23 protein-coding genes are annotated in these 21,233 nt (G+C 50.7%); 19 read left to right on the plus strand and 4 right to left on the minus strand.

The genetic code is table 11. The features are described 5' to 3' along the window. The first annotated feature begins 9 nt into the window (after nucleotides 1-9). From JJU14_RS04900 to JJU14_RS04935, 8 genes are read left to right on the plus strand one after another with little or no spacing between them, the layout of a single operon-like run. Nucleotides 10-2,196 (plus strand): chemotaxis protein CheA, encoded by a 2,187-nt coding sequence (locus JJU14_RS04900; protein WP_228611474.1) that lies wholly within the window; start codon nucleotides 10-12, stop codon nucleotides 2,194-2,196. Between the two features lie 12 nt (nucleotides 2,197-2,208). Continuing rightward, a complete protein-coding gene (locus JJU14_RS04905) occupies nucleotides 2,209-3,324 on the plus strand; it encodes a chemotaxis response regulator protein-glutamate methylesterase (protein ID WP_228611475.1) in 1,116 nt (371 codons plus the stop codon). After that, nucleotides 3,317-4,060 (plus strand): flagellar motor protein, encoded by a 744-nt coding sequence (locus JJU14_RS04910; RefSeq protein ID WP_228611476.1) that lies wholly within the window; start codon nucleotides 3,317-3,319, stop codon nucleotides 4,058-4,060. Before JJU14_RS04905 ends, JJU14_RS04910 begins: the two co-directional genes overlap by 8 nt. A gap of 8 nt (nucleotides 4,061-4,068) precedes the next feature. Further along, a complete protein-coding gene (locus JJU14_RS04915) occupies nucleotides 4,069-5,055 on the plus strand; it encodes a flagellar motor protein MotB (RefSeq protein WP_228611477.1) in 987 nt (328 codons plus the stop codon). 1 nt (nucleotide 5,056) lies between these two features. Next, entirely contained in the window at nucleotides 5,057-5,845 is a 789-nt protein-coding gene (locus JJU14_RS04920) for an AAA family ATPase (RefSeq protein WP_228611478.1), read from the plus strand. Next, nucleotides 5,838-6,584: a chemotaxis protein CheW gene (locus JJU14_RS04925; protein WP_228611479.1), complete on the plus strand. Its 747-nt coding sequence runs from the start codon at nucleotides 5,838-5,840 to the stop codon at nucleotides 6,582-6,584. Before JJU14_RS04920 ends, JJU14_RS04925 begins: the two co-directional genes overlap by 8 nt. Before the next feature lie 41 nt (nucleotides 6,585-6,625). Further along, nucleotides 6,626-7,120, plus strand: coding sequence for a chemotaxis protein CheW (locus JJU14_RS04930; protein WP_228611480.1), 495 nt, complete (start codon nucleotides 6,626-6,628; stop codon nucleotides 7,118-7,120). Nucleotides 7,121-7,132: 12 nt separating this feature from the next. Beyond that, the gene (locus JJU14_RS04935) at nucleotides 7,133-7,558 is read left to right on the plus strand and encodes a DUF2802 domain-containing protein (protein WP_228611481.1); all 426 of its coding nucleotides are present in this window, start codon (nucleotides 7,133-7,135) and stop codon (nucleotides 7,556-7,558) included. Here JJU14_RS04935 and JJU14_RS04940 read toward each other — a convergent pair. Further along, nucleotides 7,555-7,857: an EscU/YscU/HrcU family type III secretion system export apparatus switch protein gene (locus tag JJU14_RS04940; protein ID WP_228611482.1), complete on the minus strand. Its 303-nt coding sequence runs from the start codon at nucleotides 7,855-7,857 to the stop codon at nucleotides 7,555-7,557. The genes JJU14_RS04935 and JJU14_RS04940 overlap by 4 nt on opposite strands. A 7-nt stretch (nucleotides 7,858-7,864) precedes the next feature. Next, nucleotides 7,865-9,688 (minus strand): flagellar hook-length control protein FliK, encoded by a 1,824-nt coding sequence (locus JJU14_RS04945; RefSeq protein WP_228611483.1) that lies wholly within the window; start codon nucleotides 9,686-9,688, stop codon nucleotides 7,865-7,867. A gap of 100 nt (nucleotides 9,689-9,788) precedes the next feature. Between JJU14_RS04945 and ccmA the strand changes: the two genes are divergently transcribed. The 11 genes from ccmA to JJU14_RS05000 all read left to right on the plus strand — a co-directional run bounded on the left by ccmA (nucleotide 9,789) and on the right by JJU14_RS05000 (nucleotide 19,910). After that, nucleotides 9,789-10,415: a cytochrome c biogenesis heme-transporting ATPase CcmA gene (ccmA, locus tag JJU14_RS04950; RefSeq protein WP_228611484.1), complete on the plus strand. Its 627-nt coding sequence runs from the start codon at nucleotides 9,789-9,791 to the stop codon at nucleotides 10,413-10,415. Then, nucleotides 10,409-11,068: a heme exporter protein CcmB gene (ccmB, locus tag JJU14_RS04955; RefSeq protein ID WP_228611485.1), complete on the plus strand. Its 660-nt coding sequence runs from the start codon at nucleotides 10,409-10,411 to the stop codon at nucleotides 11,066-11,068. The genes ccmA and ccmB overlap by 7 nt, the downstream gene beginning before the upstream one ends. A gap of 1 nt (nucleotide 11,069) precedes the next feature. Beyond that, nucleotides 11,070-11,807, plus strand: a complete 738-nt coding sequence (locus tag JJU14_RS04960) for a heme ABC transporter permease (RefSeq protein ID WP_091341787.1) — start codon at nucleotides 11,070-11,072, stop codon at nucleotides 11,805-11,807. Next, nucleotides 11,807-12,010: a heme exporter protein CcmD gene (gene ccmD, locus JJU14_RS04965; RefSeq protein ID WP_228611486.1), complete on the plus strand. Its 204-nt coding sequence runs from the start codon at nucleotides 11,807-11,809 to the stop codon at nucleotides 12,008-12,010. The genes JJU14_RS04960 and ccmD overlap by 1 nt, the downstream gene beginning before the upstream one ends. After that, the gene (ccmE, locus tag JJU14_RS04970) at nucleotides 12,007-12,498 is read left to right on the plus strand and encodes a cytochrome c maturation protein CcmE (RefSeq protein ID WP_091341783.1); all 492 of its coding nucleotides are present in this window, start codon (nucleotides 12,007-12,009) and stop codon (nucleotides 12,496-12,498) included. Before ccmD ends, ccmE begins: the two co-directional genes overlap by 4 nt. After that, nucleotides 12,498-14,498 (plus strand): heme lyase CcmF/NrfE family subunit, encoded by a 2,001-nt coding sequence (locus JJU14_RS04975; RefSeq protein WP_228611487.1) that lies wholly within the window; start codon nucleotides 12,498-12,500, stop codon nucleotides 14,496-14,498. The genes ccmE and JJU14_RS04975 overlap by 1 nt, the downstream gene beginning before the upstream one ends. Continuing rightward, nucleotides 14,491-15,090 (plus strand): redoxin family protein, encoded by a 600-nt coding sequence (locus JJU14_RS04980; protein WP_228611488.1) that lies wholly within the window; start codon nucleotides 14,491-14,493, stop codon nucleotides 15,088-15,090. The genes JJU14_RS04975 and JJU14_RS04980 overlap by 8 nt, the downstream gene beginning before the upstream one ends. Then, complete coding sequence (locus JJU14_RS04985) at nucleotides 15,087-15,542, plus strand: cytochrome c-type biogenesis protein (RefSeq protein WP_228611489.1); 456 nt, start codon at nucleotides 15,087-15,089, stop codon at nucleotides 15,540-15,542. The genes JJU14_RS04980 and JJU14_RS04985 overlap by 4 nt, the downstream gene beginning before the upstream one ends. Then, nucleotides 15,542-16,747, plus strand: coding sequence for a c-type cytochrome biogenesis protein CcmI (ccmI, locus tag JJU14_RS04990; RefSeq protein ID WP_228611490.1), 1,206 nt, complete (start codon nucleotides 15,542-15,544; stop codon nucleotides 16,745-16,747). The genes JJU14_RS04985 and ccmI overlap by 1 nt, the downstream gene beginning before the upstream one ends. A gap of 32 nt (nucleotides 16,748-16,779) precedes the next feature. Continuing rightward, a complete protein-coding gene (locus JJU14_RS04995; RefSeq protein WP_366914882.1) occupies nucleotides 16,780-17,529 on the plus strand; it encodes a VacJ family lipoprotein in 750 nt (249 codons plus the stop codon). Between the two features lie 131 nt (nucleotides 17,530-17,660). Next, the gene (locus tag JJU14_RS05000) at nucleotides 17,661-19,910 is read left to right on the plus strand and encodes an aminotransferase class V-fold PLP-dependent enzyme (RefSeq protein ID WP_228611491.1); all 2,250 of its coding nucleotides are present in this window, start codon (nucleotides 17,661-17,663) and stop codon (nucleotides 19,908-19,910) included. 44 nt (nucleotides 19,911-19,954) lie between these two features. Here the strand turns inward: JJU14_RS05000 and JJU14_RS05005 are convergent, their stop codons facing one another. Further along, nucleotides 19,955-20,638, minus strand: coding sequence for a ChrR family anti-sigma-E factor (locus JJU14_RS05005; RefSeq protein WP_228611492.1), 684 nt, complete (start codon nucleotides 20,636-20,638; stop codon nucleotides 19,955-19,957). Beyond that, entirely contained in the window at nucleotides 20,622-21,218 is a 597-nt protein-coding gene (locus JJU14_RS05010) for a sigma-70 family RNA polymerase sigma factor (protein WP_091341769.1), read from the minus strand. The genes JJU14_RS05005 and JJU14_RS05010 overlap by 17 nt, the downstream gene beginning before the upstream one ends. Between the last annotated feature and the right edge of the window lie 15 nt (nucleotides 21,219-21,233).

The following is a 21,233-nucleotide window of genomic DNA, read 5'->3' on the forward strand; positions in this document are numbered from 1 at the left end:
TGGCCAAGCATGAGCTTTGATATGGATGAAGACATTCTACAGGACTTTCTGGTGGAAGCCGGGGAAATCCTGGAGCTGTTGCAAGAGCAACTGGTTGAGTTGGAAAACAACCCTGAAGACTCTAATTTGCTTAATGCAATCTTCAGAGGTTTTCATACTGTCAAAGGTGGTGCTGGTTTCCTATCACTGACCGAGTTAGTGGATGCCTGCCACGGTGCAGAAAACGTCTTTGACATTCTGCGTACTGGCAAGCGTCAGGTCACACCCGAACTCATGGATGTTATTCTGCAGTCGTTAGATACTGTGAATGCGATGTTTGTGGAGGTGCAAAACCGGCAACCTTTGACTCCGGCCGATCCTGCGTTGCTTGATGCCTTGCATCGGCTTAGTGAGCCGGATGACGGCAGCAGTGCGCCAGCGGTTGCCCCTGTTGCGACTCCACCCGCACCTGCTTCAGAGCCAGAGCCAGTTGCATCTGCGGCTGATGCTTCTGGTAGTATTGATGAAATTGATGAAGATGAATTCGAACGCTTGCTCGATGAGCTGCACGGCGGTAAAGCGCCTGGCCAAAGCAGCGCACCAAGCCAGCCTGTGGTTGACCCGGACTTGCAAGGTGATATGACCGATGAAGAGTTCGAAGCTATTTTAGATCAACTGCATGGCAAAGGCAGCTTCAAGGCGGAAGCAGAAACACCTGCTGCCTCCAAACCTGCCGCCACTGCGCCCGCGGCAACTAAGCTTGCTGCTGCCGCTTCCCAGTCAAAAGGCGATGAAATCACCGACGATGAATTTGAGTCTTTGTTGGATGAATTGCATGGCAAAGGTAAATCGCCTCAGCCAGCAGCACAAGCAAGTGCACCGGTTGAACGCAAGCCAGCTCCTAAGGTACCTGAACAAGCTGCAACGGTTCCAGCCTCAAGCGCCGTAGCTCCTGCTGCAACGAAACCTGCAGCTGCAGCTGCTGCTCCTGCAGCGCCTCCAGCAGCACAGCCTGAAACCACGGTGCGGGTGGATACCAAGCGTCTTGATGAAATTATGAATATGGTGGGCGAGTTGGTATTGGTTCGCAACCGCTTGGTGAGCCTGGCGACCAGCACCAAAGATGAGGAGATGGGTAAGGCCATCGCCAACCTCGATGTGGTCACGGCCGATATCCAGGGTGCAGTGATGAAAACCCGGATGCAACCCATCAAAAAGGTGTTTGGCCGCTTCCCACGGGTCGTTCGCGATCTGGCTCGGTCATTAAAGAAAGATATTACGTTGGAACTTGAAGGCGAAGAGACTGATCTGGATAAAAATCTGGTAGAGGCCTTAGCGGATCCGTTGGTGCATTTGGTGCGTAATTCGGTGGATCATGGCATTGAGATGCCTGATGTGCGCCAGGCTGCAGGCAAAGATCGCACAGGGAAAGTCAAACTGGCGGCGGAGCAAGCCGGTGATCATATTTTGCTGACCATCGAGGATGATGGCGCAGGGATGGACCCAGAAAAATTAAAAGGCATTGCTATCAAGCGCGGTATTCTGGATGTTGATGCGGCTGCCCGCATGTCCGATACCGAGGCGTTCAATCTTATCTTTGCACCTGGCTTCTCGACTAAAGAGCAAATCTCAGATATTTCTGGCCGCGGTGTAGGCATGGATGTGGTGAAAACCAAAATCACCCAGCTCAATGGCAGTGTCCATATCAACTCCCAGCTCGGTAAAGGCACCTTACTGGAAATTAAAGTACCGCTAACGCTGGCGATCCTACCAACACTGATGGTGGTCGTTGGTAAGCAAACCTTTGCTTTACCATTGGGTACCATTGATGAAATAGTCCAGCTGGACCTGGCAAAAACCAATAATGTCGATGGCCAGCTGACAATCATTGTACGCGATAAAGCCATTCCATTGTTTTATCTCGAACATTGGCTGGTGAAAGGTTCCAGCAAAACAGTGCGGCGTGAGCAAGGGCATGTTGTAATTTTGCAATTAGGTACGCAAAAAATAGGCTTTGTAGTCGACTCTCTGATAGGTCAGGAAGAAGTTGTGATTAAGCCGCTGGATAACTTGTTGCAAGGTACACCTGGCATGGCTGGTGCAACGATTACGTCCGATGGTGGCATTGCACTTATTTTGGATGTGCCAAGCTTACTAAAACATTACGCCAGAAAGTCGAAAATAAAACTTGAGCGATTTGCTAAAACTGCAAGCTAAAGCGAGTATTCAATGGCCATAAAAGTTCTGGTGGTAGATGATTCCAGCTTTTTTCGTCGCCGCTTAACCGAAATCCTAAACGCCGATGCTGAGCTGGACGTTATTGATACCGCAAATAATGGCCAGCAAGCAGTTGAAAAGGCGATAGCGCTCAAGCCTGATGTCATCACCATGGACATCGAAATGCCGGTGATGGATGGTATCACCGCTGTTCGTGAAATTATGAAGCAACAGCGGATCCCAATTCTGATGTTTTCTTCGCTAACTCACGAAGGTGCGAAAGCCACATTGGATGCATTGGATGCTGGTGCAGTAGACTTTTTACCAAAAAAGTTTGAAGACATAGCCAGAGATAAAGACGATGCGATTGCATTGCTTCGTCAGCGGGTAAAAGCCGTTGCCCGCCGTTTACCGGGTCGTCCTGTGGCGACTTCACGTCCGGCTTTAACTCGAAGTGGCTTTGAACGGCCTAAATTAGCAGAGCGCTTGAAAGAAACTCCGCCGGTAAGCCGGCCTGCAACTTCAGCGTCTTTCAAAGCCAGTGGCAAGGACTATAAATTACTGGCGATAGGGACTTCGACCGGTGGCCCGGTTGCTTTGCAAAAAATTATTACTGCATTACCTGCTAACTTCCCTCTTCCGATCGTGTTAATTCAGCATATGCCAGCTGCATTTACCGGTGCTTTTGCATCCCGTTTGAATGGGTTGGCTAAAATTTCTGTCAAAGAAGCCGAAGACAATGATGTACTCAAGCCTGGTGTGGCGTATTTGGCACCCGGCGGAAAACAAATGCTGATAGAAGGTAAGGCTGATCAGGCGAGGCTTCGAATTAAAGAGGATGATTCGCCACGCATTACCTTTAAACCCAGTGTTGACATAACTTTCGGCAGCGCTGCCAGAGTGTACAGAGAGCAGGTGTTAGCTGTTATTTTAACCGGTATGGGCTCGGATGGACGTGAAGGCGCCCGTTTATTAAAACAATATGGTTCTCGTATTTGGGCTCAGGATGAGGCCAGCTGTGTCGTCTATGGTATGCCTCAGGCTGTTGCGGCTGCCGGATTAATGGATGTCGAAGTCAGCTTGGCAGATACAGCCAGCAAACTTATAGCTGAAGTGATGCATGGATAAACTTGCGCTGATTGGTTTTTTTGTCGCCATCGTCGGTGTAGTAGGTGGCTTTGCTCTGGAAGGGGGGTCGATTTTAACCTTATTGCATCTGCCAGCTTTTATTATTGTGGTTGGTGGCACGCTAGGTGCTGTTATGGTGCAAACTCCCTTCGCTCAGTTCAAGCTGGGCTTGCAGATACTGCCATGGGTGGTTCGGGGGCATAGCTTGCCGACCAACAGCATGGTTGATCGAATGATTGAGTGGAGCAATGCGGCCAGAGCCAGTGGATTTCTGGCGTTGGAAAACACAGCATTGGAAGAAGATGATCCCTTCGTTCATCGAGGCTTAAATTTGTTAGTGGATGGTGTGGATCCAAAGGTTTTGCAGGATACGCTGGACGCTGAACTGACACTGGAACGCGAGCGACTCCTGCGGGGAGCCAAAATTTTTGAGGCCATGGGAGGTTACAGCCCAACCATTGGTATTGTTGGTGCAGTGCTTGGCTTGATTCAGGCTATGGCGAATATTACTGATCCTGAAATGCTTGGCCTTGGGATTGCGACGGCCTTTGTGGCTACAATTTATGGTGTAGGTTTTGCGAACCTGATTTTTATCCCGGTTGGTAATAAGCTGAAGAATCTGGTGCATCAGCATACCTTGCATCATGAAATGATTATTGAAGGGCTGATTTCCATTGCGCATGGTGAAAACCCGCGCACCATTGAACGCAAACTCAACGCCTATCGTGCAGGGTAGCAAGTAGCATGTACCGGCATAAGAACAAGCATCAGAAAGTTGAAGGCGAAGAGCTGGATCGCTGGTTGGTTTCCTATGCTGATTACATGACATTGATGTTCGCACTCTTTGTGGTGCTTTACGCCATGTCCATCGTCAAGGACGAAGAGTACCGCGCTTTATCGGATACGCTCACCAAAATTTTTGAGCGCCCCGACCGTTCTGGCACAGGGGTGGAAGGGACGTCTGTGTTGCTGGAGCCTGGCCCACAAAGCGATTTTGATTTGTTTGGTGCTTCGTTGGAGCCGGCGAAAGGCCCTGATTTGGTGGCGGATGCAACGGATTTATCCGAAGTGACCGAGCGCTTACTGGGTTCGCCACTGAGTTCGCTTGAAGCCGAATTAAATGAAGCTCTTGCGCATCTGATGGAGCAAGGTTTGGCCAAGGTAGAACAGGATGAGAACTGGCTGACTATTGAACTGAATAGTGGTTTATTGTTTCCCAGTGGCAGCGCCACTGCTACTTTATCGGCGCAGGCCGTACTGGATGAAATCGCTGGTATAATTGTGCCCATCAACAACTTTATCCGTGTTCGTGGCTATACTGATAATGTACCGATTAACAATGAGCTTTTCGCCTCCAATTGGGAATTATCTGTTGCCCGTGCGACATCCGTATTGAGATTGTTAGAGGCTTTGGCCGTTGCACCGCAACGCATGGCGATTGAAGGCTATGGTGAGTTTTATCCGACGGCGGATAATACCACTGCGGACGGTCGGGCTGAAAACCGTCGGGTAGTGATTGCGATTTCAAAGTATGGTTATCGCGCAGACGATGCTGCTATCGATATGCTTGAAGCGCCGCCTGAAATACCGGCTGAGGTCATTCAGCAACTGGAGAATATTACGCAGGAGGATGGCAGTATTCGGGTGATTCGCTTGCCTGGTGGCGGCATCCGCATCACTACCCGCGACGAAGAGCCACCTCCGGCATCGCCGCAACAGCAGGAACCTTAATGTGGTTGTTTGGACTATAGCAAATCAGAAAGGTGGTGTTGGTAAAACCACGACCACCGTGACCTTGGGAGCCTTGTTGGCTGAGCGCGGCCAGCGGGTATTGTTGGTTGATATCGATCCACATGCTTCCATGACCTACTATTTTGGCATTGATGCCGAAGAGCTTGAGGTCAGTGTTTACGATATTTTTATGCGAGGTAAAGACATCAGCCGGGAAGAGATTTTGCAATCGCTCTGTCCCAGTGGTGTAGATAATTTGGATATTTTACCTTCATCGATGGCACTGGCAACGCTTGATCGCTCCCTGGGCAATAAAAACGGCATGGGTTTAATCTTAAAAAAGGGCTTAAGTAAGTTAAGTAAAGATTACGATTATATCCTGCTGGATTGTCCGCCGGTGATGGGCGTCTTGATGGTGAATGCTTTAGCTGCAAGTGATCGGGTGTTAATCCCGGTGCAAACGGAGTTCTTGGCGATAAAAGGTCTGGAGCGGATGATTGCTACCATGGGCTTGATGCGTCAGTCGCAGCAAAAAGATTATAGCTTTACCATTATTCCAACCATGTACGATAAGCGAACCAAAGCATCGCTTGAAGCCTATAAGGAACTAAAAGCCAAGTACCAGGATAAAGTCTGGTCTGCTGTTGTGCCGGTCGATACCAAGTTTCGTGACGCCAGTCTGGCGCAAACACCGCCGCCTGTGTTTGCTCCGCGCTCGCGAGGTGTCTTTGCCTACAATACTTTACTAAGTTATCTTCTGCAGTTGCCTGCGGAGAGCGGCCATGTCTGATCGATACAGCAGTCAGAAGGTGATGCAGCATTATCTGAGCGCCTTACTGACCGATGATGAAATTCAGCCTGCGGTTGTCCGGGAAGAGCCAGAGGTTAAGAAGAAGCTTGAGTCTTTATTGGCGAAAGTAACTACCACCAAGGTTGCAGCAGAGCCTGCTCCTGTCGTTGCTAAAGAAACGAAGCCACTGGTGCCGCCAAAACTGGATAGTACTGAATTAGAACAAACTGTCGTCAGCCGCAAATCACGACCTGGGTTTACAGCGGATAGTGTTAGCTCGGAGAAGGCCTATCGCAAAGGTGACTTTCAGGCATTGTTTTTCAGTGTGGCAGGCCTTACCGTCGCGCTGCCATTAAAGGAATTAGGTGGGATCCATAAATTAACGGCGATCAACACCATGCCTGGCAAGCCAGCCTGGTTTAAAGGTGTGATGTTGCAGCGGGAACAGAAAATCAATGTGGTGGATACTGGTCTTTGGGTGATGCCAGAAAAATTTGATCGGCAGCAAGCCGAATCGCATCAGTATCAGTATGTTATAATGTTAAGTAATACAGCTTGGGGCTTGGCTTGTGATAAATTGGTCAACACAGTGACTTTATCGCAGGATGAGGTAAAGTGGCGAGAGTCAACAGGAAAAAGGCCTTGGCTTGCCGGGCTGATAAAACAACACATGTGTGCTTTACTGGATGTGGATGCTTTGATTAACATGCTAAAGCAAGGTCAGAGCAGTGAGCACTAAGCTAAATACAACGGCCTGGTAGCCGTTGATGAGGAGCTGGAATGAGCAATGTAGCGAATCAGAGCGCAAAAAACAGTGACAAAGGTGATGAGGTCCTGCAATGGGTCACCTTTAAGTTGCAAGATGAGACTTATGGCATCAATGTGATGCAGGTGCAAGAAGTATTGCGCTATACCGAAATTGCGCCTGTACCTGGCTCTCCGGATTACGTGATGGGCATCATCAATCTGCGTGGTAATGTCGTCACGGTCATTGATACGCGAACGCGTTTTGGTTTGAACGGCGCTGAAGTGACTGATAACACACGTATTGTGATTATTGAAGCGGATAAGCAGGTGATAGGCATTCTGGTCGATAGCGTGGCAGAGGTGGTCTATTTGAAAGCTTCTGAAATTGATACGGCACCTAATGTTGGTAATGATGAAAGTGCTAAGTTTATTCAGGGCGTTACCAATAGGGATGGCGAGTTGCTGATTTTGGTGGATTTAAACAAACTGCTGACGGATGAAGAGTGGGATGAAATCAGCGCTCTGTAATAGGATAGCAGCATGCTGATTGGGTGGCTGTGTGCATTAAGCCTACTGGTTGCCTGGTTGCTGTGGCGTAGTCTGCAACACAGCTCTGAGCAGCATGCCAGCTCAGATCAGCGCTTGTTGCAGCAAGACAGTACCGACGAAAATCAGCAAGAGCTTCGCCTTCTCAGGGCGGAGCTGGCAGAGCTTCGCTCAGGTGTGATCGGTGTTGGTCAGCGTGTGCTTGAGCTTGAGTCTCAACTGCAAAGTCAGCAGCAATTGCTGACAGAACAAGCGGAGCAACTGCAGGCGGTGCAGTTGATTGAACCCGAGTCAAAAATCTACAGCCGGGCCATGAAAATGGTGCAGTTAGGTGCGGATTTGGAAGAGATAATGCGCGAGTGTGAGTTGCCAAGGGCGGAAGCTGAGCTGCTGTTTAATTTACACCAGCAAAAATCTTAGGTTTTTAAATCAATACGTTGATGAATATTGTGCCAGTTCTCGGGAAATTTGCCTTGTAGTACATACGAAAAGGCAATCAACTCAGCAATAATCAGATACAACTCAGTCGGTATACTGTCGCCAAGTTCAAGACCAGTTAACAGCTTGCTGAGCTCTTCATCTTCATGCACCAGAATGCCATGTTCTTTGGCAATGCTAAGGATATCTTCCGCCAGTTCACCATGACCTTTGGCAACCACTTTCGGAGCGGATTTTCCATCGTATTTAAGCGCGGTAGCTGACTTTGTCTTTTTCATCATAAGGCCCTCAAGCCTGAACCTTAATTAAACTACTTTGCCTGGTAAACAAAGTGCCTGGTACTACCCCAAGCTGGCACTGTGCCTGTTCAACCTCTATTCCCTGAGCGGTCAAGCGCTCGGTCAACAGAGGCAAAAATTGCTCAGCCAGTGTCTGCGCCTTACTTTGCTCACTGTAAATCTGCAGATTCAGACGGTTTTCCTGCAGCCGGGCTTTTGCCATTAATTTACCTAGCTCCAGCAAATCAAAATGCATGGTCAGTTGCCAGACTTTTGCGTTGTTGTCACCAGCAGACTCAGCCGATTCCTCCCGCTGTTCTATTTTTACCTGAAGTTGGCTGCTTTGCTGCTCCAGCTGGATCGGTAGTTGCAGCAGAAACTGGCTGGGCTGCTGTTGCTGCAATTCGGCACTGGCCAGCTGGCTTTGTTGCATGGCACCACTGTGGCTGGCCAGTTGACGCAGCAACTGGCTGGCACTTTGTGCATCCAGTTGTTGCAGTAGTGGGATCAGTCGTTGAGCAAGTGGACTCTGATTTGCTGTTGGTGCTTGCTGACTGAGCCTGCCGAGCAACAGCTGAATGGCGATTGCCAGGGTGCCTGCAGCACTGCCTGCCAGTTGCCTTGGCATCTGCAAAGGATTGAACTGCAAGACGGCTTGCAACTGTTGCTGTACCTGTGCTGTTTGTAAAACCTGTTGGCCACCAGGCAGTTGCTGACGCAATTGTTGCAGTACTTGCTGCAAGGGCTGTGGCAGTTCTGGCAGACTCGCCAGGCGAGCTGGGCTGTCGGGCAATAACGGCAGTAATGCTCGCCAGCCCTGATCCAGCAATGTTTTCAGTTCATTGCCAGCGAGGTTGGTTGTACTTGGCTGGGCACTGGTTGACGCAACGGTAGGGACTTGCCATTGAATAGGCCGATTGAAAGCTTCCGTCGATACGGTCACTTTATGGCTGGCTTGTTGCTTGCTTTGCAAGTGCAATTGCCAGTGTTGCATCTCCTGCTGCAAGCTGATTTGATAGCTACCAGAAGGCAATCGTACCTGCGGCAAAGGCAACATCAGTGCACCCATTTGCAAGTATTGCTGTTGTAGGCGTGCTGGCACTGTTTGGCCCTGTACGCTGTCAGCTAGTCGTTGCAACAATTGTTGTTGCAGTTGCGTCGGTAGGGTGAGTTGCTGGTATTGCAAGCGCTGCGGTGTCGCTGTGGTGCCGGTATTTTCTTTGAGGTTTGTGTTCGCAACCTTGGCGATGCTACCTGGTTTAACTTCGATAAACAGGCTAGGCTCCTGGCCGGTGCCAAGACTAATACTGGCTTGAAGCCTGGCCTGAGGAAACTGTGTTATCAGGGATTGTATGGTGCGGTGTAAGGTCTCGGGCAGATGAAGCAGGGTTCCTTGTGGTAAACGGATCTGACTTTGCTGCGAGTTGGTTACTAACTCGACAGGAAGTTGGGTGGCGGTACTGGTTGTGATGCCCTGTGTGCCAACTTTACTGCTCGCCCCCCAGTTTAAAGCTAAGGTTAATGCTTGTTGCTGATTGAGTGGGAAGCTTTGCATCGCCTCACCTTTGGCTTGCAGCTGCACCTGTACCCGGCCGTCCGGTAGTTGCTGAAAGCTGGCCTGCATCGGCGTACCATTGCTGGTTTGAATACTTTTGGGCAGACGGAGCTGCAAAATCCCTTGACTGGTCGTTAGCTGCAATAAGCGCGCACCTTGTACTGGATCGGTTAAGATGACACCGCTGTAGCTCTTGTCTGCTTTCAGTGGAACCGCCGCATTGGTAGTTCGCCCAGTTGCCGTTAGTTGCAGCAATTGCTCAAGTTTGATCGGGTTCATCTTATTTTAATCATTTTTACCATGCTTGTACTGGCCTGATGCGTTCGTATTCCATTAGGAATATGGTAAGATCCGCGCAATTTTACCAGGAGGCCATGCAGTGACCAACTTCTTATGCGCCCGCGGCTTAAGTTGTATCCGCCAGGACAGAGTACTGTTCGAAGCGCTGGATCTTGAGTTGTCACCCGGCCAGCTACTGCAAATACAGGGTAAAAATGGCGCTGGTAAAAGCTCATTGTTGCGCCTGTTGGCCGGTTTGTCCACTCCGGATGACGGGAACATTCTGTTTTGCGGACAGCCCCTTGCTTTACAGGCCGAGCAGTATGCTGCTTCTTTATGCTATATCGGCCATCAGAGCGGTATTCATGAGCACCTAACAGCGGTGGAGAATATTGCTTTTTGGCGTGCGGCTTATCAACTGCCTTTTACTGACAGCATGGATTTATTAGGCCAGCTTGGCCTGGCTGGTTTGGAAGACATTCCTTGCCGTATGTTGTCGGCAGGTCAGCAACGCAGGGTCTCGCTGGCCAGGCTCTGGTTAACCCAGGCTCAACTTTGGATCCTTGACGAGCCCTTTACTGCTTTGGACCAACAAGCAATTCAGCGCTTACAGCAACGCTTTCATCAGCATCTGGCCGCAGAAGGGGCTATTATCGTGACCACCCATCAAGCACTGAGCCAGGATTTCCCAACCCTCAAAACCCTGGAGCTGGCGTACCGATGGTAGTGACTTTCTTACGCCGTGAGCTGGTGCTGCTGGGACGCCAAAAAGCTGATTGGCTGAATCCATTGTTGTTTTTTATTATTGTGCTGACCTTGTTTCCATTAGGGGTTGGACCAGAACCGAATCAGTTACGTATAATGGCACCTGGCATTGTCTGGATTGCAGCGCTGCTGAGCGTCTTGCTGGCGGCTGAACGCTTGTTCCGGGATGATTACCGCAACGGTGTGATTGAACAGCTGGTCGCGTCCAGGCAGGGTCTGATGGCTTTTGTACTGGCCAAAGCCGCCGCGAACTGGTTAAGTACCGGCTTGCCTTTGGTGCTAATATCGCCGGTGGTGGCAATGTTGCTTGGTGTCGAGTCCAAGGCTTTTGTCGCCATGATGTTAACCCTGCTACTGGGCACGCCTTTGCTGAGTATTTTGAGTGTACTGGGTGCTGCTCTGACGATGTCTGCCGATAAAGGCGGTATCTTATTGGCGTTGTTGATATTACCGCTGTATATCCCACTGCTTATTTTTGCCAGTGCGGCGATCGAGGCAGCCAGCATGGGGCTGCCTTACAGTGGACAACTTGCTATTCTGGTCGCCATGTTGTTATTGGCGTTGGCTTTGGTGCCGCTGGCTGTCGCCAGTGCGTTACGGATAAATGTGAGTTAGTATGTTTAAATGGCTGCATCCACTTGCAAAACCTGAGACTCTTTACCATTTTTGCGGGCGTTTGTTCCCCTGGTTGATGCTGTCAGCCATTGGTATTTTGTTGTTTGGCAACCTATGGGGCTTAGTGTTTGCACCGCAGGATTACCAGCAATTTGATACGGTTCGCATTATCTACATTCATGTTCCTTCCGCTTTGCTATCGATGAGCACCTATACCATGATGGCCATTGCTGCCTTTATCGCCTTGGTATGGCAGGTGAAGGTTGCGCAGTGGTCCGTGCTGGCTATCGCGCCGATTGGTGCCGTTTTTACCGCGATTTCACTGCTTACTGGTATGGCTTGGGGCAAACCCATGTGGGGCACCTGGTGGGAGTGGGATGCACGGCTTACGTCGCAGTTAATTTTGTTGTTTCTGTATCTGGGGGTGATCGCCCTCTATGGTGCTTTCTCGGATCGTCAAACCGGAGGTAAGGTAGCGTCCTTGCTGGCCGTGATTGGCATCGTCAATATCCCAATTATTCATTTTTCAGTGGAGTGGTGGAATACCCTGCATCAGGGTGCCAGTATCACCAAGTTTGATACGCCCTCGGTTCATCCCAGCATGTTATGGCCCTTGTTGATTAGTTTACTGGGTTTCTACCTGCTGATGCTGGCGTTGGTGTGTCTGCGCTTGCGAACCGCTATTTTAGAACATGAGCAGCACAGGCCCTGGGTACGGGCAACACTGGGAGGACATTAATGCAGTTTGATAGTTTCAGTGATTTTCTGGCCATGGGTGGTTATGGCTTTTACATTTGGTTGGCTTATGGCCTGACTTATGGCCTGCTGATTGGTCTGGTGGTGTACTGCTTTTGGGAAGTGAAAGCCTTTCATCAGAACTTTCGTCAGAAGTTGGCGCGGGCACAACGCATTAAGCAGTATCAGGAGGCAGAGCATCAATGAATGCACGACGACAGAAACGATTATGGTCCATTCTAGCGATTCTGGCTTTGGTAGCCGGTTCGATTGGTGCCATGCTTTATGCGCTGCAGCAAAACATCAACTTATTCTATACCCCAACTCAGCTGGTGGAAGGCATAGGGGCGGATAAAATTCGGCCTGAAATCGGCCAGCGCTTACGGATTGGCGGTGTGGTCGTGGAAGGCTCTGTGGTGCGTGATCCTGAATCTTTGCTCGTGCGCTTTGATTTGGTCGATACAGGTCCAACAGTGACCGTCGAATACAATGGTATTTTGCCGGATTTATTTCGTGAAGGGCAGGGCATAGTGGCGCAGGGGCACCTGGTCGAGGACCGGTTAATTCGCGCCACAGAGGTGCTGGCTAAGCACGATGAAGAATACATGCCACCTGAAGTAGCTAAAGCCTTAAAAGGCATCCAGCATGTGCCGCCATCGCAGCAAACTGCGACAGAGTCGGCAGGGGGTTATTGATGATCCCTGAACTTGGTCAACTGGCGTTAACCTTTTCCTTTGCGCTGTCGTTGTTACTGGGCATTGTCCCTCTGTATGGAAGCTATACGGGCAATGAACGTGCACTGATGCTCGGCAAGCCGCTGGCACTGGCGGCTGCTTTGTTTGCCGGCCTTGCTTTTGTGGCTTTGGCTTACGCTTTTTACACCGATGACTTTACCGTGATCAATGTGGCTTCCAACTCAAGCTCTGTCTTGCCATGGTACTACAAGCTGACGGCAACCTGGGGCTCGCACGAAGGCTCGATGGTACTCTGGGTTTGGATTTTAACGCTGTGGACGGCTGCCGTTGCCTTGTTTTCCAAGCAACTACCGCTGTTAATGCAGGGCCGTATTCTCGGCATTATGGGCTGGATTGGTGTTGGCTTTATTGCTTTTTCCCTGTTCATGTCGAATGCTTTTGAGCGCAGTCTGCCGTACTTCCCGGTCGAGGGCAATGATCTGAATCCGCTGTTGCAGGATTTTGGCATGATCATTCACCCACCGTTGTTGTACATGGGCTATGTCGGTTTTGCGGTGTCCTTTGCCTTTGCCATTGCTGCTCTACTCAGTGGTAAGTTTGATAGTACCTGGGCACGTTGGGCGCGCCCATGGACTTTAGCGGCCTGGATGTTCTTAACGCTGGGTATCATGCTTGGCAGCTGGTGGGCTTACAAAGAGCTTGGTTGGGGCGGCTGGTGGTTCTGGGATCCGGTAGAGAATGCCTCTTTTATGCCCTGGTTGGTAGGCACAGCGCTGATCCATACCCTGGCGGTGACGGAAAAACGTGGCACCTTTAAATCCTGGACCGTACTACTGGCGCTGGCAACCTTTTCGCTCAGTTTGATGGGAGCCTTTTTGGTGCGTTCCGGTGTACTGGTGTCAGTGCACTCGTTTGCGACCGATCCCAGTCGCGGTATGTTCCTGCTGGTGTTTTTGCTGATTGTGATTGGTGGGTCCTTACTGCTGTACGGGCTTCGCATGCGTTCGGTACGTAGTCAGGCCCGCTATCAATTGTTTTCGCGTGAAGTCATGCTGTGGGGCAACAATGTCTTTATGCTGACAGCCACCCTGGTAGTGTTTCTGGGTACTTTACTGCCCTTGTTCCATCAGGAGTTAGGTCTTGGTTCCATTTCCATCGGGGAACCTTTCTTTGATGCGATGTTCTTTTATCTGACGATCCCATTTAGTTTATTGCTGGGTCTTGGTCCTTGGGTGCGCTGGAAACAGCAAAAATGGCAACCGCTGATCCCTCCGCTGGCGATGATCGCTGTGGCGGCTTTGATCGTGGCGGTTGGTCTGATGGCTGCAACGCAATCGGTACAGGCCAATGTTGCCCTGATTGGTTTGTTGTTGGGTGCCTGGGTCGGAATGTCGGCCTTGGGTGAGGTCGGTCAACGTATTCGCCAATTTGGTCAGGGCTTGGCTGGTATTCGCAAGCTAAGTGCCAGTCATTACGGCATGACCACAGCGCATATTGGTTTCGCGGTGATGGTGATTGGCATTGCCATGACCACAACGTACAGCGTGGAGCGGGATGTACGGATGCAAGTAGGAGATACGGTGACATTATCCGGCTATGAATTTACTTTGCTCGATCTGTACAAGCTGGATGGCCCTAACTTTGGGGGGGAAGCCGCGGATCTGAAAGTGGAGCGGGATGGTCGTTTCATTACCAATTTACATGCTGAAAAGCGTTTTTACACCATTCAGCGCACGGTGATGACCGAGGCAGCTATTCATGCTCGTTTAAGCCGTGATCTTTATGTCTCTCTGGGTGAAGCCCTGCCTGGGGACGCCTGGTCGTTTAAGGTGCAGGTCAAACCCTTTGTTCGCTGGATCTGGCTGGGTGGTTTATTAATGGCGATAGGGGCAACCTGGTCTTTGCTGGATGTGCGCTATCGGCGCAAAGTACTGCGTCGTGCTGCTGCGCCTTCAGGCGATGATCAGAGCGATGCTACAAAGGAGCTGGCTCATGCGTAAATGGCTGTTTTTTGCGCCTCTGGCAATATTTTTGGGCGTATCGGTGTTTCTATTTACTGGCTTGTTTTCGGATCCCTGGACCAGAGACTCGGCACTGCTTAACCGCCCATTGCCTGCATTTGACTTGCCGGATTTGATGCAGCCAGAACAGCGCTGGAATCGTGAGTTACTCACCGGCGAGCCTTTTTTGCTGAGCGTGTGGGGCGTTTGGTGCCCCACTTGCAAGGCACAATTGGGCTTTATGACCGAGCTCAAAGAGCAGGGGGTTAAAGTGGTTGGTCTGTATTACCCGTTGCCGGTTGATCCGGCTTTTGGTGATCACTTCAGCCTGGGGCAATTGCAGCGCGATGTTCAGCGCGAGTTGGCGTACTTTGGCAATCCTTATCAGTTCAATATTCTGGATGAAAACCGCCGCTTGTCGCTGGATTTAGGCGTGTCTGGCTCGCCTGAGACCTTCCTGGTGGATGCCAACGGCAAAATTCGCATGCACCATGTTGGTGACATCAATCCGCGGGTATGGCGGCAGAAATTTGAACCCGCCTTTGAGCAGTTGCAGCAGGTTGGCCTGGCGTATCAGGGAGCTCAGCCATGAGCCGTTTATCTGCGCTCTTGCTGCTGCTTTGCAGTCTAACCCTGTGGGCTGGTCAGGAAATCCTGCCATTTGAGGATGATGCTAAGCGCCAGCTGTATCAGGAGCTGGTTCAGCAACTGCGTTGTCCACAGTGCCAAAACCAGAATATTGCCGACTCCAATGCGGTGGTATCGATTGATATGCGTAACAAAACCTATGAGCTGGTGCAGCAGGGCCACAGCAAACAGGAAGTCATAGAGTTTATGGTTGATCGCTACGGTAACTTTGTGCATTACAGCCCACCGTTAAACCCTCTTACCCTGTTATTGTGGGTGTTGCCTATACTGCTGCTGGTGCTGATGCTGTGGTACATGCTGCGACGTCGTCAGACAGTGCAAACAGCTAAGGCAAGCAATCCGGCGTTGGAGCAGGAACTCGACGCCATTATCGACGCTTATCGGAGTAAAAAATAATGATGTGGCAGTTGCTACTAGGGGCAGTGTTGATGCTGGCCCTGAGTGTGGTATTTATGGCCTGGCCACGCAGTGCCAGAGCCGGTGAGCAGCAAACTCCAGCGCAATTATTTGCTGAGCGGATGGATTTGCTGGCGACAGCGCGCGATGCCGGTGAGTTGGCAGAGCAGGATTTTGACAGTGCTGCCAATGAACTGAAACAGCAGTTTTTGGAACAGGAAGCCAAAGCGGTGCAATTAAAAGCTTCCAAAAGCAGCTGGCGTTGGTACGGTGGTTTAACCGTGGCCCTGATAGTGATGGTGGCTGGCATTTACAGCTGGAATGGCCATTACGGAGATCTTTCCAATTGGCAATTGGCGCAGCAAAAGTTGCCCGAGTACGGTGAGCGTTCTTTGCTTGGTCGTGGTGAACCCTTGAATGATGAAGAGCTGACCAACTTTGCTTTAGCTATTCGTACTAAGCTGACCAGGGAAGGGGATGATGCCGCCGCCTGGTTTTTGCTTGGACGCATCTGGATGTCGCAGGGGCTGATGATCGATGCGATTGATGCCTTCGAAAAAGCGCTGTTGATGACCCCGGAGCGTCCTTCTTTGCTGATCAGTTACAGTCAGGCTTTGCTGGTAGTTGGTGGTGATGACAAGCTGGCGAAAGCGGGGCGGGCTATGGCACGGGTACTGACGAATGATCCTGACAATTTGGATGCCTTGTCATTACTCGCTTTCATCGCTTATGAGAAAGGCGATTTGGAGGAGGCCACAGCAGCCTGGATGCTATTGCTGGATCGTTTGCCTGCGTCTGATCCGCGTTATGCTGCAGTACTGCAAAAGCTGCAGGAGCTGGGACATGAAGTCAGTGCACGTCAAGAGCGTCAGGTGCTGTTAACCTTGGATGTAGATCCGTCTTTGCGTCAGCAGTATCCGGATGCCAGTGTGTTTGTGTTTGTCCGCCAGCCGGATGGTCCGGCCTTACCTGTAGCCGCGCAGCGTATTCCGGTACCTGCCGGTGAATTACAGCTGATGCTGACCGAAGAGATGGCAATGCAGCCAGGCTGGACCTTAGCCAGTATTGATGATGTGGAAGTGGTAGCCCTCTTTTCACCCAGTGGTTCTGTGGATGATCGGCAAGGCAGTTTTGAAGTGGTATCGGCGCCGCAATTGTTTAGTGATGGCAAAGTTCAGGTATCGCTGCGGCTGCAAGCTAAATAATGGTTTATTGGATTAAATACAGAGGAAGGATCTTGAACACAAAGCATTTTTTTAAGCTGGCTACCGCGTGTTGTCTGGCTTTTGGCTTGATGGCCTGTGCGAGTGCACCCAAAGAGCAAGCCGCTGAGCGGGATCCACGCGACTCTTTAGAAAGTTTTAACCGTGCCATGTGGGAGCTGAACTATGAGATCCTGGATCCCAACTTGTTGCGTCCGGCCACGGTTGGTTACATGGCCGTGGTACCAACACCGGCCCGACGCGGGGTGGACAATTTTCTAAGCAACTTGCGGGAACCGGATAGTTTCGTCAATGCCACCTTGCAAGCCAAACCAGCCAGCATGGCGATTAGTGCCGGTCGCTTTTTAGTCAATAGTACCATCGGCGTTTTTGGCTTGTTTGATGTTGCGACTAAAATTGGTTTGAACGAACGACGGGAAGACTTTGGTCAGACACTGGCTGTCTGGGGCGTAGGAGAAGGATCCTTCTTAATGGTGCCAGCGCGGGGCCCTTCAACCATCCGGGATACCGGTGGCGATTTGGTGGATGCACTCTACTCACCCCTTGGTTTGTTTAATACGCCTTTGACCATTACCCGTTATGTACTGAGCGGCCTGACCCAACGCGAAAAAGCCATGTCGATGGAGCATTTGTTGGAGGACTCGTTCGATCCCTATGCCTTCATTCGTGAGGCCTATTTGCAAAATCGCTTGTTCGAAATTTACGACGGCAATCCGCCAGAGCAAGAGGAGTACGACGACTCTTATCTGGACGAGTTCTTCTGAGTTAACAAAGCGAGCCAAACAGCTCGCTTTTTTATTGTTCGTCATCACTGCAGCAAGCCTTGTCGAGTGCGTAAAAGCCACGTATCATTAAAAGGAATATCATATTCTTTTTTGTTATATGTTGAGCCGCTATGAAACCACTTTTGTCTGCCAACCGTGCTGAGATTTACCTGGATAACAATGCCACTACGCCGGTGCTGCCCTGTGCGGCTGAGGCAGTGCAACATCACATGATGCAATGTTTTGGTAACCCAAGCAGCACCCATGCCACCGGCATCAAAGCCAAGGTCGAGCTGGAAGCAACCCGCCAACTGGCACGTAAGTTGGTGGGTGCCGGTGCTGGCGACATTATTTTCACCTCTGGGGCAACCGAAGGCATTCAGGCGTCGGTGTTATCAGCGCTGAGCAAAGCCAAATCAGAGGGCCGCGCTGGTCCGGATACCTTACTACTGTATGGCGCAACCGAGCACAAGGCCATTCCGCAAAGTTTGCAGCACTGGAATCAGTTGCTTGGGCTCAATGCGACCTTGTGTGCTATACCGGTGGATCAAAACGGTTTGCTGGATTTAGATTTTATTCGCCAGCAGTTGCCCAAAGCCGCGGTGATCTGCACCATGGCGGCGAATAATGAAACCGGAGTGCAGCAGGATTTAACAGCGTTAGAGCAATGCATTCGTGCCGTGCGAGCTGATATTCCCTGGTTGGTCGATTGTGTGCAGGCGCTCGGGAAAATGACGCTGAGTTTACAAGATACCAGCATCGACTATGCTCCTTTTAGCGGCCATAAGCTCTATGCTCCTAAAGGTATTGGCTTTTTGTATCTGCGTGCTGGTACCAGTTACCAACCGCTGGTGGTTGGTGGTGGTCAGGAAAGCGGTTTACGTTCTGGTACTGAAAACCTGCCTGGTGTCGCAGCCTTGCATGCTATTTTCAGTGAGCTGTTAAAGACAGAGGGCTCGGTGTTTCAGCCAGTGGAACAGCTTTGGCAATACCGGGCCGATTTACTGGCGGCTTTACGCCAGGTGTTTCCAGAGTTGGTGCTTAACAGCGATGCGCCTTATTGCGTACCTACCACGATTAACTTCTCAGTGCCCGGCTTTTACAGCAAAGACATTATGGACTTGTTTGATGCTGCCGGCATTCGTGTCAGTTCAGGCTCTGCCTGCAGCTCGAAGGTACCCAGCAGTTTCGTATTGGATGCCATGGGTCTGGAAGCCTGGCGCTCGCAAGGTTCAATCAGGCTATCTTTTGGCCCGGCGATGACCCCGGTAGAGTGCCTGCAGGCTTGTCAGCGCATTCGTGAGTTGGCAGCTGTTGTGCAAAAGCATTGTCTGGTGCTGACGGACGCCACTCCTACGCTCGAGTGGCATACCAAGGGACTGACACAATTAAAACATGAAGGTTTGTGCAGTTATCTGCTGGTCTGCCCTGAAACCCGTGCAGCGGTAGTGATTGATGCCGCGCTCCCATTGCTGGGGCGTTTGCAGGCGATGATACAGGGCCAGCAGTTACAGCTAAAAGCGGTGTTGGATACGCATCAGCATCCTGACCATGCTTCGGTCCGAACTGAGCTGTGTACCTTATTGCAACTGGATTGTCGCCAGCCCACCGATGCTTTGGGGTGGCCTACAGAAACGGATGAGCTGTTATGTGGTCAGTATTGCCTACAACGCCTGGACACACCGGGCCATTGCCCCGGTGCCAGCAGTTACCTGCTGTATCAACAGGATGTGCTCAGAGCCGCTTTTGTCGGCGACTTGCTGTTACCTGGCGGGGTAGGACGAACTGATTTGGCTGGTGGCGATGCGAAAGCCTTGCAACGCAGTGTGCAGCGTCTGCAACAGCATATTCAGCCGGATACATTATTGCTATCCAGTCACGATTACGCTCAGCGCTTTTTCACCACCCTGTCAATTGCCTGCGATGAGCAGCCGTTGTTACGATCTTTGTTGCAAGATGAGCTACCGAGTGATGACTGGCAGCAAGTCACCAATGCCCAGGCTTGTCAACTGCAAGCGCTGGAGCAACACTTTTGTGGTTTGGTCGAAGTCATGCCAACCGATGCCAAGGCGACCATTGCACCTGAGCAACTGACGGAATTTATGCGCTTGCAACCCAATCTGCAGGTAGTGGATGTGCGCGAACCGCACGAGCAGAGCGCAGGTGCTTTGGCTCCTTACTTGCCAGCAGGTTGTATGGTTCGGGAGGTGCCTTTATCGAAGCTATGCCATTTGCTCAGCCATGCTGATTGGCAGCTGGATACCCCTTTACTGATGGTGTGTCGCACCGGCAATCGAAGCCTGGTTGCCTGCCAGGTATTAGCACGATTGGGTTTTGGTCAGTTGTACAATTTAAAAGGTGGTATGGCGCTTATTAGTTGAAAAATGGGCCAGTGGTTGCTGGCCCTAAAAGGTTGGGTGTTGATTTAGTAAAACAAGTGCTGAAGTGGATTAAGTAAACGGGTAATGCCTTTGTTAAATTGGAGTGGCGCACTTAATACCGACAGACACAAACAGTCTTCATCCGGCAAGGTGCGCGGCGTATGGGTATCGTCGGGCGTATTGATCAAAATATCGCCAACACCATAACTGCCCTGTTCATCGACAATACGGCCACTCAATACCAGGGTGATTTCCAGCCCCTTGTGGGTGTGCTGCGGAATTGCGGTATCTTTATCGATATACAGCAAGGACACATGGCGTTTGTCACCCGCTGGCAGCTTAGCATTTGCAATGCTGCCGAGTTGGGTCCATTTGGTTTGCTGCTCCACCAACCGCGCTAAAGCACGAGGTACCGTAAAGGTTTTGCCTTTTAGATGCACCTGAACCGGCCCTTCAGGCTGGGAGCTTACCTGACCAGTATCCAGTTGAGTATGCGCCAGGATCTCGGCCAACATCTCATCCATATCACTTACATTAAGTTCAGCAGCTGGGGCTGACTTTTCCAGCATCAAACCTTGTTCAGCTGAAAGATCCAGACAAAGCTGTTGGCAATGTGGGCACAAATCAATGTGGGCGGATACCGCCAGAGCAACATCGGCTTCCAATGTGCCTTCCACGTATTGTTCCAGTAACGGAATGCCCGGATGATATTTAACTGCGTGTGTCATCGAGTGCCTCTCTCAAACGATCCAGTGCCAGACGAATTCGTGATTTTACCGTACCTAACGGAATGGCCAGCTCATCCGAAACTTCCTGATGCGACTTTTCTTCTAAATAAACTTTTACCATCACTAAACGCTGAGCTTCGGGCAGGCGATCAAAGTGTGGTGCCAACTTTTCAGTCATCAAAACGGTATCCCATTGATGACTGCCTGAGTCTTCCTGCTCAGGGTAATTACCGTCGTACCAGAGGTCGTCGGCGCTGATATCGTCTTTACGGCTTTGCTTTTTGCGTAACATATCGAAGCGGACATTACGTGCAATAGTAAAAATCCAGGTCGAGGCGCAACCTCGGCTTGGATCAAACAGCCGGGCTTTTCGCCACACATTCAGCATGGTGTCTTGCACCATCTCTAAAGCTTGCTGTTCATTGCCAAACATCTTCATGCCAAAAGCTTTAAGACGGGGAGCAAAATAGCTAAACAGTTCAGAGTAAGCAGCTTTGTCTTGATGTACTGCGACAAAACTCAGTGCATCCTCCCATTGACCGGTACGGATCTCTGGGGCATTTTCATCGTTCGTCGACATTCCGGGCTCACGTTG

The sequence above is a fragment of the Alkalimonas sp. genome (assembly GCF_020831925.1).
Lineage (GTDB): Bacteria > Pseudomonadota > Gammaproteobacteria > Enterobacterales > Alteromonadaceae > Alkalimonas.

Excerpts from the sequence above, each read along its gene's own strand:
- JJU14_RS04975 (WP_228611487.1), top strand. The coding sequence starts at position 12,498 with ATGATCCCTGAACTTGGTCAACTGGCGTTAACCTTTTCCTTTGCGCTG.
- JJU14_RS04935 (WP_228611481.1), top strand. The coding sequence starts at position 7,133 with ATGCTGATTGGGTGGCTGTGTGCATTAAGCCTACTGGTTGCCTGGTTG.
- JJU14_RS05000 (WP_228611491.1), top strand. The coding sequence starts at position 17,661 with ATGAAACCACTTTTGTCTGCCAACCGTGCTGAGATTTACCTGGATAAC.
- JJU14_RS04925 (WP_228611479.1), top strand. The coding sequence starts at position 5,838 with ATGTCTGATCGATACAGCAGTCAGAAGGTGATGCAGCATTATCTGAGC.
- JJU14_RS04960 (WP_091341787.1), top strand. The coding sequence starts at position 11,070 with ATGTTTAAATGGCTGCATCCACTTGCAAAACCTGAGACTCTTTACCAT.
- ccmD (WP_228611486.1), top strand. The coding sequence starts at position 11,807 with ATGCAGTTTGATAGTTTCAGTGATTTTCTGGCCATGGGTGGTTATGGC.
- JJU14_RS04905 (WP_228611475.1), top strand. The coding sequence starts at position 2,209 with ATGGCCATAAAAGTTCTGGTGGTAGATGATTCCAGCTTTTTTCGTCGC.
- ccmI (WP_228611490.1), top strand. The coding sequence starts at position 15,542 with ATGATGTGGCAGTTGCTACTAGGGGCAGTGTTGATGCTGGCCCTGAGT.
- JJU14_RS04930 (WP_228611480.1), top strand. The coding sequence starts at position 6,626 with ATGAGCAATGTAGCGAATCAGAGCGCAAAAAACAGTGACAAAGGTGAT.
- ccmE (WP_091341783.1), top strand. The coding sequence starts at position 12,007 with ATGAATGCACGACGACAGAAACGATTATGGTCCATTCTAGCGATTCTG.
- ccmB (WP_228611485.1), top strand. The coding sequence starts at position 10,409 with ATGGTAGTGACTTTCTTACGCCGTGAGCTGGTGCTGCTGGGACGCCAA.
- JJU14_RS04915 (WP_228611477.1), top strand. The coding sequence starts at position 4,069 with ATGTACCGGCATAAGAACAAGCATCAGAAAGTTGAAGGCGAAGAGCTG.
- JJU14_RS04945 (WP_228611483.1), bottom strand. The coding sequence starts at position 9,688 with ATGAACCCGATCAAACTTGAGCAATTGCTGCAACTAACGGCAACTGGG.
- JJU14_RS04985 (WP_228611489.1), top strand. The coding sequence starts at position 15,087 with ATGAGCCGTTTATCTGCGCTCTTGCTGCTGCTTTGCAGTCTAACCCTG.
- JJU14_RS04980 (WP_228611488.1), top strand. The coding sequence starts at position 14,491 with ATGCGTAAATGGCTGTTTTTTGCGCCTCTGGCAATATTTTTGGGCGTA.
- JJU14_RS04940 (WP_228611482.1), bottom strand. The coding sequence starts at position 7,857 with ATGATGAAAAAGACAAAGTCAGCTACCGCGCTTAAATACGATGGAAAA.
- JJU14_RS04910 (WP_228611476.1), top strand. The coding sequence starts at position 3,317 with ATGGATAAACTTGCGCTGATTGGTTTTTTTGTCGCCATCGTCGGTGTA.
- JJU14_RS04900 (WP_228611474.1), top strand. The coding sequence starts at position 10 with ATGAGCTTTGATATGGATGAAGACATTCTACAGGACTTTCTGGTGGAA.
- JJU14_RS05005 (WP_228611492.1), bottom strand. The coding sequence starts at position 20,638 with ATGACACACGCAGTTAAATATCATCCGGGCATTCCGTTACTGGAACAA.
- JJU14_RS05010 (WP_091341769.1), bottom strand. The coding sequence starts at position 21,218 with ATGTCGACGAACGATGAAAATGCCCCAGAGATCCGTACCGGTCAATGG.